This window comes from Tessaracoccus lacteus, assembly GCF_029917005.1.
GTDB classification, from domain to species: domain Bacteria; phylum Actinomycetota; class Actinomycetes; order Propionibacteriales; family Propionibacteriaceae; genus Arachnia; species Arachnia lactea.
This window is the reverse complement of record NZ_CP123967.1, coordinates 2,155,271-2,174,264: the sequence shown is the minus strand read 5'-3', so window position 1 is coordinate 2,174,264 and position 18,994 is coordinate 2,155,271. Positions and strand designations below refer to the sequence as shown.

At 70.6% G+C, this 18,994-nt stretch carries 16 protein-coding genes; 5 read left to right on the top strand and 11 right to left on the bottom strand.

All coding sequences use genetic code 11. The features are described 5' to 3' along the window. Nucleotide 1 precedes the first annotated feature (1 nt). On the bottom strand, nt 2–382 hold the full coding sequence (locus QH948_RS10100; protein WP_281144268.1) for a YchJ family protein: 381 nt from the start codon (nt 380–382) through the stop codon (nt 2–4). 407 nt (nt 383–789) lie between these two features. On the opposite strand from QH948_RS10100, the gene QH948_RS10095 reads away from it, so the two are divergent. Next, nucleotides 790–2,625 carry a hypothetical protein gene (locus QH948_RS10095; protein ID WP_281144267.1) on the top strand — a complete coding sequence of 612 codons (1,836 nt, stop codon included), beginning with the start codon at nt 790–792 and terminating at the stop codon, nt 2,623–2,625. Between the two features lie 191 nt (nt 2,626–2,816). Here QH948_RS10095 and QH948_RS10090 read toward each other — a convergent pair whose 3' ends face one another. Further along, a complete protein-coding gene (locus tag QH948_RS10090) occupies nt 2,817–3,011 on the bottom strand; it encodes a hypothetical protein (RefSeq protein WP_281144266.1) in 195 nt (64 codons plus the stop codon). Between the two features lie 168 nt (nt 3,012–3,179). Here QH948_RS10090 and metG point away from each other — a divergent pair, with 168 nt between their 5' ends. Then, entirely contained in the window at nt 3,180–4,964 is a 1,785-nt protein-coding gene (metG, locus tag QH948_RS10085; RefSeq protein WP_348634917.1) for a methionine--tRNA ligase, read from the top strand. Between the two features lie 33 nt (nt 4,965–4,997). Next, the gene (locus tag QH948_RS10080; RefSeq protein WP_281144264.1) at nt 4,998–5,438 is read left to right on the top strand and encodes a hypothetical protein; all 441 of its coding nucleotides are present in this window, start codon (nt 4,998–5,000) and stop codon (nt 5,436–5,438) included. Between the two features lie 7 nt (nt 5,439–5,445). Here the strand turns inward: QH948_RS10080 and QH948_RS10075 are convergent, their stop codons facing one another. The 4 genes from QH948_RS10075 to QH948_RS10060 all read right to left on the bottom strand — a co-directional run bounded on the left by QH948_RS10075 (nt 5,446) and on the right by QH948_RS10060 (nt 10,413). Further along, nucleotides 5,446–6,045, bottom strand: coding sequence for a uridine kinase family protein (locus tag QH948_RS10075; RefSeq protein ID WP_281144263.1), 600 nt, complete (start codon nt 6,043–6,045; stop codon nt 5,446–5,448). A gap of 21 nt (nt 6,046–6,066) precedes the next feature. Continuing rightward, a complete protein-coding gene (locus tag QH948_RS10070; RefSeq protein WP_281144262.1) occupies nt 6,067–7,887 on the bottom strand; it encodes a DUF2207 domain-containing protein in 1,821 nt (606 codons plus the stop codon). A 61-nt stretch (nt 7,888–7,948) separates the two neighbouring features. Then, complete coding sequence (locus tag QH948_RS10065; RefSeq protein ID WP_281144261.1) at nt 7,949–9,607, bottom strand: phospho-sugar mutase; 1,659 nt, start codon at nt 9,605–9,607, stop codon at nt 7,949–7,951. A 2-nt stretch (nt 9,608–9,609) separates the two neighbouring features. After that, complete coding sequence (locus tag QH948_RS10060; protein WP_281144260.1) at nt 9,610–10,413, bottom strand: purine-nucleoside phosphorylase; 804 nt, start codon at nt 10,411–10,413, stop codon at nt 9,610–9,612. A 73-nt stretch (nt 10,414–10,486) separates the two neighbouring features. On the opposite strand from QH948_RS10060, the gene QH948_RS10055 reads away from it, so the two are divergent. Next, nucleotides 10,487–11,896, top strand: a complete 1,410-nt coding sequence (locus QH948_RS10055) for an NAD(P)H-quinone dehydrogenase (RefSeq protein ID WP_281144259.1) — start codon at nt 10,487–10,489, stop codon at nt 11,894–11,896. 1 nt (nt 11,897) lies between these two features. On the opposite strand, the gene QH948_RS10050 is transcribed toward QH948_RS10055, so the two are convergent. From QH948_RS10050 to QH948_RS10030, 5 genes are all read right to left on the bottom strand, one after another. Then, on the bottom strand, nt 11,898–13,571 hold the full coding sequence (locus QH948_RS10050) for an AMP-binding protein (protein ID WP_281144258.1): 1,674 nt from the start codon (nt 13,569–13,571) through the stop codon (nt 11,898–11,900). Between the two features lie 57 nt (nt 13,572–13,628). Next, on the bottom strand, nt 13,629–14,717 hold the full coding sequence (locus QH948_RS10045) for a bifunctional glycosyltransferase family 2/GtrA family protein (RefSeq protein WP_281144257.1): 1,089 nt from the start codon (nt 14,715–14,717) through the stop codon (nt 13,629–13,631). Nucleotides 14,718–14,729: 12 nt separating this feature from the next. Next, nucleotides 14,730–15,695, bottom strand: a complete 966-nt coding sequence (locus QH948_RS10040; protein ID WP_281144256.1) for a phosphodiester glycosidase family protein — start codon at nt 15,693–15,695, stop codon at nt 14,730–14,732. Nucleotides 15,696–15,765: 70 nt separating this feature from the next. Beyond that, on the bottom strand, nt 15,766–16,560 hold the full coding sequence (locus QH948_RS10035) for a hypothetical protein (RefSeq protein ID WP_281144255.1): 795 nt from the start codon (nt 16,558–16,560) through the stop codon (nt 15,766–15,768). An 85-nt stretch (nt 16,561–16,645) separates the two neighbouring features. Further along, nucleotides 16,646–18,424 (bottom strand): ATP-binding protein, encoded by a 1,779-nt coding sequence (locus tag QH948_RS10030; protein WP_281144254.1) that lies wholly within the window; start codon nt 18,422–18,424, stop codon nt 16,646–16,648. A gap of 99 nt (nt 18,425–18,523) precedes the next feature. On the opposite strand from QH948_RS10030, the gene QH948_RS10025 reads away from it, so the two are divergent. Further along, nucleotides 18,524–18,994, top strand: coding sequence for an NUDIX hydrolase (locus QH948_RS10025; protein ID WP_281144253.1), 471 nt, complete (start codon nt 18,524–18,526; stop codon nt 18,992–18,994).

Here is an 18,994-nt window from a genome sequence, read left to right as displayed (position 1 = left end):
CTCAGAACTGGGCGCCGTCGACGTAGTACCAGCGGCCGCCCTCGAGCGTGAAGCGGCTGCGCTCCCGCATGGTCCCGTCGCCGTCGGGTGACGAGAAGGAGGCGACGAACGTGACGGTCCCCGCTTGGTCCCACGCCTTGCCCGCCTCGGTGCCGAGGATCTCGAGCCCCGTCCACGTCGTCGCCTGATCCAGGTCGAGGTCCGCGGGGCGCGTCGCGGGATGCCAGGTGGCCAGTAGGTAGTCGGGTAGCCCGAGCGCGAACGCGGAGTACCGGGACCGCATCAGCGCGACGGCCGTCGGTGCCGGGCGCCCCGCGTGGAAGCGTCCGCAGCACGCCTCGTATGCGCGGCCGGAGCCGCAGGGGCAGTCGGAAGTGTCCATGACCGCGGAGTCTAGGCCCTTCGTCAGCTGCATCCACGGGCGTGGGGCCCGGCGCCTTGCCGTGAGTCGATCCGGCCCCAACGAAATCTGAGAAGATCAGAAACGCAGGGCATCAGGATCGCGAAATAGGCATCGCATCTTTGGGCGGGAGTCCGGAATCCCGCAGCGGGATCAGGAGGGTTAAGTCGGTCATCCAGGTACTTCGGTGGCGCTGGTCGAGGCGCCGTATCGGGTGGGCCTCCACACGCGCCATTTCCGCGCAGAACACGCGAACCCCGATGATCGGCCGAGAGCAGCAATCCCCCTTGGCGATGATTCTCTGGAATCGTGGTGAAGAAATCGCAGCGAGTTATCCACACGTCACGCAGTCAATCCTTTTTGTCGGTGTGGGTGCGTAGCCTTGTTATATGGACGAAGCGATTGCACTGGAGGCAGCCGAGGGGCTGCGCTGGTGTGCGCGCGCCGAGCGGGAGGTCCGGGCGCGGCGCGTCGCCTGGCTATGCCAGCTGGCCGAGTCCTACCACGTGAACCAGGACGACGTGGTCGAGGCGCTGGTCGACGCGGAGCGTCGGATCGGCGGGTCGGGGACGCCCCTGGTGTCGCAGTTCCTCGGCCTGGAGGTTGGCCCCCTGATGGGCTGCTCCGAGGCCGCAGCCCTCGCGGCATTGGCGGACGCACTGGACCTTAAGTACCGTCATCCGGAGCTGTACGCGGCCGTGCTGGGACTCGAGGTGGATGCCTACCGCGCGCTGGCGTTCGCCAGGAAGTGCCGCCCCCTGTCTGAGGCGGCGGCCGCGGAGGTCACCCGGCGTTGGCTGCGCTGGCAGTCCCGCTACTCCAGCCTCGCCGGGGCCCTCGAACTCGCCGAGCGGATCATGATCGAGGTCGACGCCGAGTGGGCGGCCGAGCAGGAGCGCCTCGCGCGGGAGTCGCGAGGAGTGTGGTTGTGGGGGACGCAGGACGGAGTCACCAACCTCACCGGCCGGCTCGACGTGCTCGACGGACGCTTCCTCGACGCCCAGGTGGCGCGGATCGCCGAGCTCATCGCGCCCAGCCTGCCCCACCTGAACCGGGACCAGCTGAGGGCCAGGGCCACCGGCATCCTCGCCCATCCCGCCTACGCGCTGCGGCTCCTGCAGGAGGCGGCGCAGCAGCCGCTCATCGAGGACGCGCCGCCCGAGGGCGTCTCCGTCCTCCAGCTCGTGCCCGACCCAGGAGGCCCGGTGCCGGCGCCAGGGCCCGAGGGGGATCCCGGGTGGTTTAGGGTCCTCGACGGCGTGCCGGGTGAGGCTCCTCGGATGGACCCCGACGCCCTTGAGGCATGGGTGCCACCGCAGGAGACGCCGGAGGGTGTGCGGAAGGCCGCAGCAGAGCGGGGACGCGGGCGAGGTCCGATCGAGGAGCCGCCGCCCGAGTGGGATCCAGGCAGCGAGCCGGAACCCGGCTGGGAGCCCGACCCTCCCGAATATGGCTGGATCCGCAGACCCGCCCACTTCCGACCCGTCTCCACTCAGGAACCTCCATGCCCACCGGAGCCGGACGGGTGGAGTGCGCCCTGTGACGGTTCCCCCCGGGGATCGTGCGGTGAAGGTGCCCACGACCCCCTATGCGGACGGATTGTCACGCCCGCTGCCCGGCTGCGCCCGGAGCTCGGGATCGCCGTGCACATCCACGCCGACGCGCTGGGTGGGCTCACCGGCGCTGCCCGGATCGAGCGGGCGGGGCATATCACCACTGCGCTGCTCGGCGAGCTGCTGCGCGAGGGGCTGACCGGGGACGGCATGCGGATCAGGGTCCAGCCGGTGATCGACCTGCCCGAACTCCCGGCCGAGGACGGCTACGTGCCGAGCCGCCGGATGCGCACCGCGATCCAGCTGGCCATGCCCACCGACATGTTTCCCTACAGCCGTCGCTCGTCGAGGAACCTGGACATCGACCACACCATCTCCTTCGACGCCTGCGGAGGAACCGGGCAGACCCGGCTCGGCAACCTGCTGCCCGCCTCCCGGCGGCCTCACCGAGGCAAGACCGCCGAGCTCTGGGGCCTGGCGCAGCCGGAGCCTGGCGTCGCCGAGTGGACCAGCCCGCTGGGCTACCGGTACCGCGTGACCCGCGACGGGTCCGGCTGCGGAAACCCGACCACGCCGCTCGGTCGCCCCGGCGCCGCGTGCGGGCCGGACGGGCCCGGCGAGTCTGGCGGGCATGACGAGGCTGGCGGGCCCGGCGAGGCACTCAGCGCGTAGCCGCTCCCCACCGCGGCGAGGCCACGGACGCCAAGGCGCCAGCCATCCGGGTGTCGTCGACCGCGTTGGTGCGCAACAGCTCGGCTTGGTGCGGAACCAGCTCCCCCTCGCGGGCGCGGGGACTTCTGCGGTGATCGGCAGAGCGGTGGAGTGCACAAGGTTGGCTTCGCCCTCGAACTCGACCATCACGCTTACCTGCGGGGCCGGTCCGCGGCGCGGCGGTAGAGGTAGAGGTGCGAGGTGGGGCCTGAGCCGGCTACGGCAGGCAGCGAGAGGTTCTCGCCGACCTTCGCGCCGCGGTGGTGCCCGGCGGCGACGATGCGGTTGATGGCCGCGTGGTCGGCGCAGTTCGCGGCCTTGGCGGGACCCGGGCAACATTCCTCCACCCGATGCAGCAGGAGCTGTTCTTCGCCGGGTGGATTAGCCGCTGGGCTACTGGTGCGGCATCTAGGCGCGACTGACCCGGCGAGGCACTCAGCGCGTAGCCGTTACGCGCCCTCCGCGCGGGGAGGGAGAGGATCGGAGGCCGACGCGGGACCGATAGGATGACGCGCATGAGTCATGTTCTTGCCGCGGTCGCCTGGCCCTATGCCAACGGTCCCCGCCACATCGGTCACGTGTCCGGATTCGGAGTCCCCTCGGACGTCTTCTCCCGGTACATGCGCATGGCCGGTCACGACGTGCTCATGGTCTCCGGCTCCGACGAGCACGGCACCGCCATCCAGGTGAAGGCCGACGCGGAGGGCCTGACCCCGCGCCAGACCGCGGACAAATACCACGCGCAGATCGTCTCCGACCTGAAGGGGCTCGGGCTCAGCTACGACCTCTACACGCGCACGACGACCCCGAACCACTACGCCGTGGTGCAGGAGGTCTTCACCGCCCTCTACGACAACGGCTACATCGTCGCGAAGACGCAGATGGGGGCCATCTCCCCGTCGACGGGCCGCACGCTGCCCGACCGTTTCATCGAGGGCACCTGCCCGATCTGCGGCTACGACAACGCACGCGGCGACCAGTGCGACAGCTGCGGCAACCAGCTCGACCCCGCAGACCTGATCAACCCGAAGTCGAAGATCAACGGCGAGACTCCAGACTTCATCGAGACCGAGCACCTGTTCCTCGACCTCCCGAAGCTCGCCCCGGCGCTTGCCGAGTGGCTGGACTCCCGCGAGGACTGGCGCCCCAACGTGCTGAAGTTCTCGCACAACCTCCTGGGGGAGATCCACGAGCGCGCCATCACCCGCGACCTCGACTGGGGCGTGCCCGTCCCGCTCGACGGCTGGCGCGACGCCCCCATGAAGCGCATCTACGTCTGGTTCGACGCCGTCATCGGCTACCTGAGCGCGTCGGTCGAGTGGGCGAAGCGCCAGGGCGACCCCGAGGCGTGGCGCACCTGGTGGAACAACCCCGAGGCCCTGTCCTACTACTTCATGGGCAAGGACAACATCGTCTTCCACTCCGTCATCTGGCCCGGCATCCTGCTCGGGGCCGACGGGCGCGGCACCGAGGGCGGCACCATCCACCCGGCGCTGGGCGACCTGCAGCTGCCGACCGAGGTCGTCAGCTCCGAGTTCATGACCATGAAGGGGTCGAAGGTCTCCAGCTCCCGCGGCGCCTCCATCTTCGTCGGCCAGTTCCTCGAGGAGTTCGGCGCCGACGCGCTGCGCTACTACATCGCGGTGGCCGGCCCCGAGAACCAGGACACCGACTTCACGTGGGAGGAGTTCGTGCGCCGCACGAACTTCGAGCTCGCCAACGAGTGGGGCAACCTGGTCAACCGGTCGATCTCGATGGCGCACAAGAACGTCGGATCCATCCCCACCGCTGGGGAGCTCACCGCCGAGGATGAGGCGCTCCTGGCCGAGTCGCGTGGCGCCTTCCAGACCGTCGGCGAGCACATCGCCGCCCGCCGCTTCAAGGCGGGCATCACCGAGGCCATGCGCATCGTCGGTCTGGCGAACAAGTACGTCTCCGACATGGAGCCATGGAAGCTCAAGGACGACCCGGCCCGCCGCGACACCGTCCTGCACGTCACGCTGCAGGTCGTCAGCGACTGCAACACGCTGCTGACGCCGTACCTGCCGCACTCGGCGCAGAAGGTGTTCGAGGCGCTCGGCGGCGAGGGGGTCTGGGCCGCGCAGCCCGACATCGTCGAGGTCACCGACGGCGAGTGGACCTACCCGACGCTGCAGGGCGACTACGCCTCGCAGCAGGCCGTCTGGGAGTCGCGCCCGGTCGTCGCCTCGACGCCGCTGGCCAAGCCGACGCCGCTGTTCGCCAAGCTCGACGAGAAGCTCGGCCAGACCGGCCCTAGCTGGGCGCCCATCGGGGACTGATCCGCGGACGGACGATGCCCTATCCTCGCCGACATGATCATCTGGCGGGGCTGGGGCATCCTGGCAGCGGGCTACGTCGCACTCACCGGCATCTTCGGGATCGGCATCCCGTGGAGCGTCGGGGGAGCGTCACTGAAGTGGATCATGCTCCCCGTGGCGCTCGGGATGGCGGTGGCCTGCTGGTTCACCGGCCGGTACTTCAACGTCGTGAAACCGCGCCGCGTCGTGGAGCAGGAACTACCCGCGCTGCGTCAGCAGATGGAGGCCTCGGTGGCCGCCGGGACCTTCCGGCTGGCGAACCAGCCGCCTCCCACGAGCTTGGAGCAGGCCCGCGGTCAGGCTGAGGGCTACCTGCAGTTCATCTCCGGGCAGCACCACGGCCGCAACTGGCACACGATGTTCTTCCTGCCTATGCAGTACTGGGCCTTCCTCATCGCAGCGTGGGGCGTCGCGCTGCCCCTGCTCGTGCACTGAGGCCGGTTCAGGAGCGGGCGGCGCAACCAAGCCTTGTCAGCGCCCGGCGCATCGACATCGGCGTGAATCCCGCCTCGATGGCGGCTCGGCGCAGCGCCGGCTCGGCGCGGTAGAGCGCCGCACCCCGGCGCAGCAGCACCGGGGGAGTCTTGCGGTGCTCGCGCAGATCCCTGGCCAGGCGGCGCGTGAAGTTGGCGCTGCGAGGCCGGTCGAGCCACCAGCCCTCGCAGGTCATACCGGCGGCGCGGGCTGCGGCGAGCATGTCGATCGCGAAGATCCCCTCGGCCAGCACCGTCTCGGCGTCGTCGATGTCGACGATGTGCTCCCCGACGCGCCGCGACTTCGAGATGTCGTAGGTCGGCAGCTCCGCCCGGCCATCGCGCAGCAGCGCGCCGACGGTGTCGACCGCCTGAGCGAGGTCCCACGTGCCGACGTCGTCCCAGTCGGGGATGCCGAGCGGGCTCATGGGCAGGCCGGGCGCGTCGACGTCGCGGTAGAAGTCGTCGAGGCTGATGGTGGCCGCGCGGCCGGTGCCGGTGGCGAGCCGCGTCAGGCGGGACTTACCCGATCCTGAGGGGCCGGCGATGAGCAGCAGGGTCCGGGGCACCAGAGCAGATTACACCGGGGCTCACCAGGAGCCGCCGCCACCACCGCCGAAGCCGCCGCCGCCGGAGAAGCCCGAGCCGCCCGTGGAGCCGCCGGTCGCCTTGCTGACCCCGTCCAGTTGGGCCGCGTGCATCGCGCTCGACATCGACGTGGTCAGGTTGCTCATGGCGCTCGCGAAGTACATGCCGCGCATCAGGTCCGCCCCGATATACCAGGACGTGTCGGCCGTGTAGAGGCCCTGCGCGCCGAGGTCGGCGAACAGCTTGGTCCAGCGGTCGGTGACGCCGTAGACCATGGCGTAGGGCAGGTACTTCGAGAAGATGTCCACGCCCTCCTCGAACTTCAGGGTCTCCTTCTCCGCGGTGCGCAGGTACAGCTCGAAGCCCTTCGCCTGGGCGAGGTAGGCCGAGCCCATGGCGCTGCGGCGGCGGAACTTGCGCGACATCGCCATCAGGCCGATGCCGAAGATGATCAGCGGGATGCCGATCAGGGCCCAGCCGAACGACGCCAGAACGATGGCCGCGAACACGCCGCCGGCGGCCAGGATGCCGCCGAGGACTAGCGGTCCCGTCTGCGCCATGGTCGGGTTGGACTTGAACCAACCCTTTTTCACGACGGAGTCGTAGAGGCCGCTGCGCGCGTGCGGCAGCACCTGCGCGAACTTCTCCTTCTCCAGCTCCTTCGACGTGCGCGACGTCGCCCCCTGGAACAGGTCCGCGAGCAGCTTCGACTCGTACGGCTCCAGCGTCTCCCGGGCCGGGGCCTGCGTGGCGTACAGCGTGAACTTCTTCTTGCCGTTCGACTCGATCTTCATGAACCCCCGCACCGCGAGGTCGACCATGGTCGCGGAGACGTCCACGTCGTCCGCGGTGGTGTCCATCAGCGTGCCGATCTCGCCCGGGCGGGCGCCCTTCGGCGGGTTGAACTGCACCGCGACGGGGAACTTGCCGGACTGCATGCCCACCGCCGCGTTCTCGCCTGCGCCCGGCACGATGCCGGGCGTCAGGCCGAGGTAGACCTCGTCGCGGGCGTGGCGCCTGCGGATCGCGAGCAGCCCGGCGATCGCGGCGACGAGCCCGGCGCCGGCCACGCCGCCGGTGGCGGGGCTCAGCTCGAAGGCGTTGGCGAGCGTCGGCGCCTTGACCAGCCTCTGCTCGACGCCGCCGAACGTGCCGGCCGGGAAGCCCGCGACGATCTGCACCGGCGTTTTGGGGGACAGCGTCTGGTCGACGGCGAAGCTGGCCGTCTGGCCGGAGTTGGTCGCCTCGCACGGCGTCTGGTCCTCATAGGGGCCGTAGAAGCACGCCGACTTGGACACGGCCGCGGGGCCGGTGACCTGCACCGTGACGTTCGAGATCTCCGACTCCCAGCCGGGGCCGATCACGTCCCAGTTGAGCTCGTCGAGCCCGGACGTCTCCTGATCCGAGACGATCAGCCCCGTTACGTCGTAGGAGATGGTGTAGTCCTGGGGCGTGGAGTTCCAGGTGTCCTCGTCGCCGATCCGCAGCGACAGCGTCTTGTCGTCGTCCTCGCGGCTGACGTCGGTGCGCGCGCCGGTCGAGGAGCTGACCTGGATGTTGCTGTAGTCGAAGGCGTACTGCCAGTTCGGGTCGGCGCTGTCCTGACGGGTGGGCAGGATGATGTACGGGCCGCGCCCGTCGACCTGCGAGAAGTCCATCGTGAAGTCGATAGTGACCTGCGCCACCCCCTCGCTCGTCAGGTTCGCCGTGACGTCGTAGCGGGTGATGGGCGCCGAGTCGTCCGCGGCGGCGGGCAGCACCACCATCCAGGCGGACACCAGCGCCAATGCCAGGGTGGACAGGACGGCAGGCAGCTTCGTCATGGGTTCCAGGGTAGCCGCAGCCCGGACCCGTCGACGCCGGCCCGGGCTGCATTGACCGTTCTCAGACCCCCAGCGCGGCGGCCATCTCGGCACGGAGCCGGTCGAGGCGCCCCGCAGCCTCGGTCCGCGCTACGGCGACGTCCTGCGACTCGGCAGGGTCGAGGCGCACCTCCAGGTAGCACTTGAGCTTCGGTTCGGTTCCGGACGGGCGGGCCACGACGTGCACCCGGGGCCCCGTCAGCTCGATGCCGTCGGTCGGGGGGAGGGTCTCGCTGCCGTGCGCCAGATCGACGACGGTGACGGGTTCCCCGAGCAGCTGCGTCGGGGGGTTCCCGCGCAGCCTCGCCATGGCGTTGGCGATGATGCCGAGATCCGCGACGCGGACCGCGAGCTGCGACGTCGCGGTCAGCCCGTGGACGCGGGCGATCTCGTCGAGCCGGTCGGCGAGCGTGCGGCCCTGCGCCCTGAGCTCGGCAACGATGCGCAGCACCGAGACTGCGGCCGTGATGCCGTCCTTGTCGGGCACGGCGCGCGAGTCGACGCAGTAGCCGATGGCCTCCTCGTAGCCGAACGCGAGGTCCGGCACGCGGCCGATCCACTTGAACCCCGTGAGCGTGATGGTGTGCTGCCGACCCGCGGCCTCCGCCATGCGGCCCAACAGGGTCGAGGAGACGACCGAGTTCGCGAATACGCCGGGCACCCCCCGACGGATCGCGTCGTCGCCGAGGATCGCGCCCAGCTCGTCGCCGGTCAGCATCCGCCAGGACCCGTCGACCACGGCCGCGACGGCGCACCGGTCGGCGTCGGGGTCGTTGGCGATGACCACGTCGGCACCCACCCGGGAGGCCAGCTCCAGCGACAGGTCGATCGCGCCCTTCTCCTCCGGGTTCGGGAACGCGACGGTGGGGAAGTCGGGGTTGGGTTCGGCCTGCTCCGTGACCTCGTGCGCGGCGGGCAGCCCGATCGCCGACGCGACGCGGCGGACGGTCTCGGAGCCGACGCCGTGCATGGCGGTGTGTACCCAGGTCAGCTCGCGCGGTGCGTCAGCCGGGAACAGCGAGGCGGCACGGGCGACGTAGGCGTCGAGCAGTTCGGCGGTCACGTCGGTGCGGTCCGTGGAGCGCGGCAGGTTCGGCCAGTCGCCCGCGGCGATCTCCGCGATGTGGCCGGCGATCTCGGCGTCCGTCGGGGGCACAATCTGGGACCCGTCGCCGAGGTAGACCTTGTAGCCGTTGTCCTGGGGCGGGTTGTGCGACGCGGTCACGACGATGCCGGCGACGGCGCCGAAGTGCTGGATCCCGAAGGCTACGACGGGGGTGGGGACGGGGTGGTCGGTCCACAGGACCTCGAATCCCGCGGCGGCGAAGATCTCGGCGGTGTCCTCGGCGAAGTCCTGGGACTTGTGGCGCGCGTCGTGGCCGACGATCACCTTCCCGCCGCGGAGCCCCTGTTCGCCCAGCCAGGCGGCGAAGCCGGCGGCGGCCTGCGTCACGACGACGCGGTTCATCCGGGCGGGGCCGGGGCCCAGGGCGCCGCGCAGGCCGGCGGTGCCGAACTGCAGCGGCCCCGCGAACGCGGAGGCGAGCTCGTGCTCGGCGGCGCGGGCCAGATCGGGGTCGTTGGCCTGCGCCTGGACGACCAGATGGTCGAGCTCGGCGCGGGTGTCGGCGTCGGGGTCGTGCTTGAGCCACAGCGCGGCCCTGGTCAGCAGCTCCGTCATGGTCACAGCTCCTTGCAGATGTCGCCGAGCAGCGCGGCGAGTCGGGGGCCCGCGTCGGCCCCGGCCTGCAGCACCTCGGTGTGGTCGAGGTGGTCCTCGCCGAGGCCCGCCGCGGCGTTGGTCACCAGCGACAGCCCGAGGACCTCGAGGCCGGCCTCGCGGGCGGCGATGGTCTCGAGCGTGGTGGACATGCCCACCAGGTCGGCGCCGAGGATCCCGGCCATCCGCACCTCGGCGGGGGTCTCGTACTGCGGCCCGCGGAACTGCATGTAGACGCCCTCCGGTAACGACGGGTCGACGCGATGCGCCAGGTCACGCAGCCGCTGCGAGTAGGCCTCGGACAGGTCGATGAACGTCGCGCCGAGCAGCGGGGTGTCGCCGGTGAAGTTGATGTGGTCCTTGAGCAGCACGACGGTGCCCGGCGCCCACGCGGGGTTGAGCCCGCCGCAGCCGTTGGTCAGCACGACGGTGGAGGCGCCCCACTTCGCGGCCGTCCGGACGGCGTGCACGACGGGCGCGACGCCGCGGCCCTCGTAGTAGTGCGTGCGGCCCGTGAAGATCGCCGCGACCTTGTCGCCCGCGGTGCGGACCAGCTTCAGCGCGCCTCCGTGGCCGGTGACGACCGGCTTGCTGAAGCCGGGGACATCCCCGAGCGCGATCTCGCCCACCGGCTCGCCCAAGGCATCGGCGCCCGAGGACCAGCCCGAGCCCAGCACCAGCGCGACGTCGATCGAGTCGACGGAGAAGTGGGAACGGAGGAAGTCAGCGGCCTCGCCGGCCAGCTGGAAAGCGTCGGTGTTGTTCATTTTCTCAGCATAGTGGCGGGTCCGCAGCGGTCGACGGCCGGTGCGCAGGGCCAAGCTGTGGAACGATGGGCGCGTGACCAAGGTTGTGATCATCGGTGGTGGACCCGGCGGCTACGAGGCCGCCCTCGTCGGCAATCAGCTGGGCGGGGAGGTCACGCTGATCGAGCGCGACGGCATGGGCGGCGCCGCGGTGCTCAGCGACTGCGTGCCCTCCAAGACGCTGATCGCCACCGCCGAGGTGATGGTCCGCATCGAGACCGCCGACGCGCTTGGCCTCCACGTGAAGGCCGACGACGTCTCCGACGTGGTCGACGTGGACATGGCGGAGGTCAACCAGCGCGTCCTCGACCTTGCCCACGCGCAGTCCGCCGACATCGAGCGCCGCCTCACCGACGACGGCGTCAACCTCGTGGCGGGCACCGCCCGGCTCGACGGGCCGAACCGCGTCATCGCGACCCACGAGGGCCGGGAGACCAGCTACGACGCCGACGTCGTGCTCGTCGCCACCGGCACCACCCCGCGCGAACTGCCCGACGCGCCGTGCGACGGCGAGCGCATCCTGAACTGGAAGCAGGTCTACAACCTCACGGAACTCCCCGAGCGGCTGATCGTCGTCGGCTCGGGCGTCACCGGCGCCGAGTTCGCCTCCGCCTACGACGCGCTCGGCTGCGACGTGGTGCTGGTCAGCTCCCGCGACCAGGTGCTGCCCGGCGAGGACCAGGACGCCGCCGCCGTCCTGCAGCAGGCCTTCGAGCGCCGTGGCATGACCATCATGAGCCGCGCCCGCGCCGTCGCGGCCCGCCGCCGGGGCGACGGGGTCGTCGTCACGCTGGCGGACGGCCGAGAGGTGGAGGGCTCGCACTGCCTGATGGCAGTCGGGGCCATCCCGAACTCTGCGGGCCTCGGCCTGGAGGAGGCAGGCGTCGAGCTGACGGCGTCGGGCCACATCCGCGTCGACCGCGTCTCGCGCACCAACAACCGCGACATCTACGCCGCCGGCGACGTGACGGGCGTCTTCGCGCTCGCCTCGGTGGCCGCGATGCAGGGCCGCGTCGCCATGTGGCACTCGCTAGGCGACGCCGTGAAGCCGCTGGACCTGCGCAGCGTCTCCTCCAACGTGTTCACGACCCCCGAGGTCGCGACCGTCGGCATCACGCAGAAGGAGGTTGATTCGGGTGAGGTGCGCGTCGCGTCGCTGCTGATGCCGATCGCGTCGAACGCGCGCGCCAAGATGATGAGCTTCACCGACGGGTTCGTGAAGCTGTTCTGCCTGCCGACCACCGGCGTCATCGTCGGCGGCGTCGTGGTTGCGCCGCGCGCCTCGGAGCTGATCCACTCCGTCTCGCTGGCCGTCGCGCAGCGCGTCACGGTGGATGACTTCAGCCACGCGTTCACGGTCTACCCGTCGATGTCCGGCACCGTCGCGGAGGCGGCGCGCCGCCTGCACACCCGTGACGGGGCCTGGAACACCCTGACGAACTGACTCAGCCCCGCAGCTGCGGGAACGCCTCGTAGCGGAAGTCCTCGATCACCACGGCGGGGTCGACCTCTCGGGCGCGCAGCTCGACGCGGCGGACCTTGCCGCTGATGGTCTTGGGCAGCTCCACGAACTCGACGCGGCGGACCCTGAGATACGGGGCCAGGCGGTCCTTGGCGTGCGCCAGGATCGACAGCGCCGTCGCCTCGTCGGGGGCGAAGCCGTCCGCCAGAGCGATGCAGGCCTTGGGCACCGCGAGCCGCAGCTCGTCGGGGGCCGGCACGACAGCAGCCTCCAGCACCGCGGGGTGCTCGATGAGCACCGACTCCAGCTCGAACGGGGAGACCTTGTAGTCGGAGGCCTTGAACACGTCGTCGGTCCGCCCGACGTAGGTGAGGTAGCCGTGGTCGTCGAGCGAGACCAGATCGCCGGAGTGGTAGCGGCCGTCGGCCTGCACCGTGCGGAAGTCGCCCAGGTAGCCGGTGGTCAGGTTCAGCGGCCACGGGTCGACGGGGATGCAGATCTCGCCGTGGCGGGACTCCTCGCCCGTGTCGGGGTCGATGATCACGAGCCGGGCTCCCGGCATCGGCTTGCCCATCGCACCGGGCCGGACCTCCTCGCCGGGAGCGTTGCCGACCGTGCAGGTGGTCTCGGTCTGGCCGTAGCCGTCGCGGATCGTCAGGCCCCAGGCGCGCTGGACGGCGGAGATGACCTCGGGGTTGAGGGGCTCGCCGGCGCCGACGGCCTCGCGCAGCGCCGAGGGCCGCGCCCCCAGGTCGGCCTTGATCATCATGCGCCACACGGTCGGCGGAGCGCAGAACGTCGTAACCCCGCAGTCCTCGAGCTCGCGCAGCAGACGGGCGGGGTCGAAGCGGTGGTAGGTGTAGCTGAACACCGTCGCGCCGGCGATCCACGGGGAGAAGAAGCTCGACCAGGCGTGCTTGCCCCAGCCGGGAGACGAGATGTTCAGGTGCACGTCGCCGGGTCGCACGCCGATGAAGTACATGGTCGACAGGTGCCCGACGGGGTAGCTGAGGTGCGTGTGGACCACGAGCTTCGGGTGCTCGGTCGTGCCGGACGTGAAGTACAGCAGCACCGGGTCCGAGGCATCGGTCACGACGGGGCGCGCCCCCGCGGGGAACCCGGCCGCGTCCGCCATCGGCCGCCAGCGGTCGTGGCCCTCGCCGGTGGTGACGCACAGCAGGTCGTCGAGGCCGTCGAACTTGGCCTCGCAGTCGGGGCTCGTGACCACGGCGGCGACGCCGGCGCGGGGGACGCGGTCCGCGAGGTCGTCGTGCTGGAGCGCGACGGTGGTCGGCAGGATGACGGCGCCGAGCTTCATGACGGCGAGCATGGCGTCCCACAGCTCCACCTGGTTGCCGAGCATCACCATCACGACGTCGCCCTTGGCGACCCCCTGCGCCTCGAGCCACGCCGCGAGCCGGTCGGAGCGGTGCACCATCTCGTCGTAGCTGTACCGCTCGTCGGAGCCGTCCTCGTCGCGGAGCCACAGGGCGGTGTCCTGGTTGCCGCGGCCGAGGTCGTCGAACCAGTCGACGGCCCAGTTGAACGGACCGGATATCTCCGGCCACCGGAACTCGGCGCGGGCCCTGTCGCCCTGGCCGCGGAGGCTGAGAAGGAGGTCCCTGGCCTCGCGGATGGCCTGTGCCGGTGTGCTCATGCGTGTCCCCTTACGGGTGCGTAACTTACGTCTGCGTAGGTTACGGTACGCCCGAGTTCAGACCGGATGGGAGGCAGTCCGCACCAACATCTGCGCCGGCGAGTTGTGGGAGCCCGACAACGGATCGAAGACGATCGTGCGCTGGATGCTGTAGCTGGCCAGGAACAGCGCGGCCTCCGTGACGACCTTAGCCAGCAGCAGCGGGGTGCCGGCGTCGGTCAGCGCCGTCAGCACGCCGTAGTTGGCCGCCAGCAGCAGCGCGGCCAGCGACAGATAGCGCAGCGACGCCGACCGCAGCGGGACCTCCCGGCCCCGGCGGAACACCAGGCGGCGGTTGACGACGAAGTTGACCCCGGCGCTCACCGCGCGGGCCCCCACCACGGCGATCAGCAGCCAGCCGGTCAGCCAGTTCAGAAGCAGGAGCATCGCGGTGTCGACGCCGAAGGCCAGCAGGCTGGAGCCGGCGAAGCGGACGAGCGGGGCGTAGATGCGCAGCGAGTCGACCAGCGGGCGGAAGTGGCTCGACCCGTTGCCGTCGGTGTAGATGGTTTCGATCGGCACCGTCACGAGCGAGATCCCGGACTGGCGGGCGAGCAGCAGCATCCGGAACTCGTAGTCGAAGCGGTCGCCCTGGATGCCGAGCGCCCACGGCAGGGTGATGGCCGGGAAGGCGCGCAGCCCCGTCTGCGTGTCGGGGACGTCCTGCCGGGTGATGGAGCGGAACAGCACGCGCGTCACAGAGTTGCCCAGCCTGCTGCGCGCCGGGACCGGGCCCGTGAACTCCCGGCAGCCCAGCACGACGCAGCGCTGGCCCGGGGGGAGCGTGTCGAGCCGGGCGGAGATGCGGGCGATGTCGGTGTGCGTGTGCTGCCCGTCGCAGTCGGCGGTGACGACGCCGTAGCCGGGCAGCCGCGCCACGATGTCCGCGAAGCCTGTCCGCAGCGCCGCGCCCTTGCCGCGGTTGCGCTCGTGCGTGAGGATCACGGCCCCGCTCGCCGCCGCGACAGCGAAGACGCCGCAGTAGTCCGGGCCGGAGCCATCGTCGACGATGACCACCGGCACGTCGGGGAGGGTGGCCTCGAGTTGCGTGACGAGCGCGACCAGGCGCAGGTCCGGCTCGTAGGCGGGGATGAGTACTGCGAACATGGCAACTCCCGTTCAGCCGATGTAGAGGATGTCGCTCGTGGCGCGCTCGCCGCCGTTGGAGGGCTGGTTGATCACCTCGCCGTTGAACCACAGCTCGCTGGAGCCGCCGCCGTCGAGGTTGTACGCCTCGGTCGCGCCGAGGCCCTGCATGATCTCGGCGAGTTCCGTCATGGTGACGCCGCGGCTGTAGCCCGTCTCGCGGCCGTCGACCACCACGAACACGAAGTGGTTCTCGTCGATGACGCCGATGGCGGTGCGGGGCTGCTCACCCTGGATGGAGTGGTTGCCGACGTTGGTGTCGATCTCCACATCGTCGATGCCGGACACGACCTCGCCGTCCGTGACGAGAGCCGGGCCGAAGCTGAGCGTCTGCCACACGCCGTCGGCGACGAGCTCGTCGGCGGTGGTGGAGGTCTCGTCGTAGACCCGCATGCTGCCGTCGGTATAGATCGCCAGCCCCGTGCGGGCCGGGTCGTCTCGGTAGACGACGCCGTTGCGGATCACGATGCCGGAGTCCCGGAAGCCGTAGTAGTCGCCGTTGATGGCCAGCACGGCGTCGTTGTCGGTCGCGATGGTGCTGACCAGGTCCGTGATGTTCTCGCCGAACTGGTTGTCGGCGAAGGCCGAGCGCAGCTGCGTCGCATCGTCGATCGTCACGTCGGCGACGTAGTACGTCACGGTGTCGTCGCCGGAGCCCTGCGTCACCTTGGAGATGGAGATGGAGGTGTCGTCGCTCGTGTAGGAGTCGTCGGTGACCTCGGCGGCCCGCGTCGTGCCCTCGGTGGCTTCGTCGGTCGCCTCAGCGGAGGCGGCCTGCGAGGCCTCGTACGCCGCGACGTCGGCGATCTCGACGTGGCGTACGACGAAGCGGTCCAGCGCCCAGCCGGTGGCGCCGCCGAGGCTGAGGACCAGGGTCGCCACGAGGCCGACGATGATGCCGCGCCTCGTCCGGCGCGGGGGTGTTGTTGCTTCCTTCACACAGACAACAGTGTGCCCCGAGCCGGTGGTCCGGCTCGGGGCACACTGTGAATGCCCTGTGGGTCAGGTCCTAGTCGTCGAGCAGTCCCATCAGCAGCGAGAAGCCGCCGATCATCAGCGCGCCCTGCGTAACCGACCGCAGCGCGGGGTCCATGCCGTAGCGGCCGTAGTAGCCCTGCGCCCACGGCGCGTACTCGCGGGAGTCCCAGTAGGGCACCATGCCCTGACCTGCGTTGACCATGCGGATCGACGGATCGTTGCCGGTGCGGATGCGCTGCGCGTCCGCCGCGCAGGCGGGCACCTGGCGGGCGGCGCCGCCGGCGGGCGCCCACGTCACGTCCTCGACCGAGACGCCGTGCGCCGGGTCGAAGAAACAGGGAGGGCGGTGCTCCGGGACCGGCCGTCCCTCGGCGCGCGCCTTGACGCAGGCGATGTTGTAGCGGCCCTCCTCGAGGATCTGCGCGATGCGCTTCACGTCGGCGTTGGACCTGGCGGTGAGCAGCTGCTGCTTGGACCCGTCGTACGCGTCGAGCGCACTTGAGTAGTCGTCCCGGGCCTCGGCGCTGAGCTCGCGGCCGACGACGTCGAGGTCGAGGTCGCGCAGCTCCTCGCCGTACGTCGTGATGTCGGCGTCGATCGCGTCGCGGGACGCCTGCGTCATCGCCTGCTGCGCTGCCGGATCGTAGCCCTGCTGCCCGGCGAACTGCGCCGGCCCACCGAGCATGCCGTAGGGCTGCCCGGGGCGCGGGCCGAGCTGCTGGGGCGGATAACCGCCGTCGCCGAGGCTGGGACGGTTGCTGCGCGTCACCCCGAGCACGATCGACACCAGGATGAAGATGAAGATCATCGCGAGGAAGCCGCTCATGGTGGACCACCATTCACATTAGGAGAACTGCTCTCCAGGATATGCCTTGGGGACAACCCCCACCCCGGTCATTCCCGGGCGGGGCTCACTCCGGATCGACGATCTCGCACAGGACCTGCCCGGCCGTCACCGTGTCGGTGGCGGCCACTGCGAGCGCGGCGACGATCCCGTCGCGGTGCGCCTTGAGCGGCTGCTCCATCTTCATGGCCTCGATCACCGCGATCGTGTCGCCTTCGGCGACGCTCTGTCCCTCCTCGACGGCGACCTTCACGATGGTGCCCTGCATCGGGGAAGTCAGCGCGTTCCCGCTGGGGGCCGAGACCCTGCTGCCGCCGCGGTCGCGACGGGTCGGCTTCTTCGCGACCTTCGTCGCGGCCGCGGGCCTGGCCGCGAACGTGCCGGGCAGCTTGACCTCGACGCGTCGGCCGTTGACCTCGACGACTACCACCTCCGGCTCGGGGGCTTCCTCGGCCTCGCCGAGCACGCCGGTGTAGGGGGCGATCTCGCCGGTGAACTCCGTCTCGATCCACCGGGTGTGGACCAGGAAGTCGCCGCCCGGGGCGGTGTAGGCGTCGTCGTCGAGCACCGCACGGTGGAAGGGGACCACCGTCGGCATACCCTCGATCTCCAGCTCCGACAGCGCGCGGCGCGACCTGGCGATCGCCTGGGCGCGGTCGGCGCCGGTGACGATGACCTTCGCCACCAGCGAGTCGAAGGCTCCGGGGACCGTCATGCCGGCGTGGTAGCCCTCGTCGACGCGGACGCCAGGGCCGGCCGGGGCGTGCCATCTGACCAGCGTGCCGGGAGCGGGCATGAAGTTGCGGCCAGCGTCTTCGGCGTTGATGCGGAACTCGATCGAGTGTCCGCGGATCTCGGGGTCGTCGTAGCCGAGCTCGTCGCCGGAGGCGATGCGGAACATCTCGCGGACCAGGTCGAGCCCGGTGACCTCCTCCGAGACCGGGTGCTCGACCTGGAGGCGCGTGTTGACCTCGAGGAACGAGATGGTGCCGTCGAGGCCGACCAGGAACTCGCAGGTGCCCGCCCCGACGTAGCCCGCCTCCCGGAGGATGGCCTTGCTGGACGTGTAGAGCCGGGCGAGTTGCTCGTCGCTCAGGAACGGCGCGGGCGCCTCCTCGACGAGCTTCTGGTGGCGGCGCTGGAGCGAGCAGTCGCGCGTCGAGACGACGACGACGTTGCCGTGCTGGTCGGCCAGGCACTGGGTCTCGACGTGGCGCGGCTTGTCGAGGTAGCGCTCGACGAAGCACTCGCCGCGCCCGAAGGCCGTGACGGCCTCGCGCGTCGCCGACTCGAAGAGGTCGGGGATCTCCTCGATCGTACGGGCGACCTTCAGACCGCGGCCGCCGCCGCCGAAGGCGGCCTTGATGGCGATGGGCAGCCCGTGCTCGGTCGCGAAGGCGACCACCTCGTCGGCGTCCGCGACGGGGTCGGCGGTGCCGGGCACCAGCGGGGCACCAACCTTCTGCGCGATGTGCCGGGCCTTGACCTTGTCGCCCAGCGAGTCGATCGCGGCGGGCGGGGGGCCGATCCAGATCAGCCCGGCGTCGAGGACGGCCTGCGCGAAGTCGGCGTTCTCCGCCAGGAAACCGTAGCCAGGGTGCACCGCGTCGGCGCCGGAGCGGCGGGCCACCTCGAGCAACTTGGCGACGTTCAGGTAGGTGTCGGCCGGGGTGGCGCCGTTCAGCGCGAAGGCCTCGTCGGCGAGCTTCACGAACAGCGAGTCGGCGTCGGAGTCGGCGTATACGGCGACCGAGGCGATCCCCGCGTCACGGGCGGCTCGGATCACGCGGACGGCGATCTCTCCTCGGTTGGCGATCAGGACCTTCGAAATGGCGTCATTGCCCACGGCTGTTCCTCACTGAAAACGGATCTAGGCGGAGTCTAACTGCGTTTGCGCGGGGGCGTGGGCCGTGCTCGAAAGCTGCCCATGTGACAGGCTGGGCGCATGCCGACCCCACCCTTCATCCTCGAGCTGCGCAGCCGGATCGGGCACGCGCCCCTGTGGCTCATGGGAGCCAACGCGCTGATCCTCCGTGGGCGCGACGTGCTGCTGGTGCGCCGCGCCGACACGGGGGAGTGGGCCCCGGTCAGCGGCATCGTCGACCCGGCCGAACACCCGAGCGTCACCGTCGTGCGCGAGGCGATGGAGGAGGCCGGCGTCGTCATCGAGGTCGAGAGGCTGCTCTGGACGGTCGTCACCGACGTCATCACCTACGCCAACGGCGACGTGACGCAGTACCTCGACCACGGCTTCCGGTGCCGCTGGGTCTCCGGAGAGGCGCGCGTCGGCGACGAGGAGTCGAGCGACGTGGCGTGGTTCCCCGTCGACGCGCTCCCGACGCCGCGGCAGACGAGGCTCGACGCCATGGTGCGCGTCGCGCTGGAGGACCCGCGCGACGTCGTGTTCGAGCTCTGA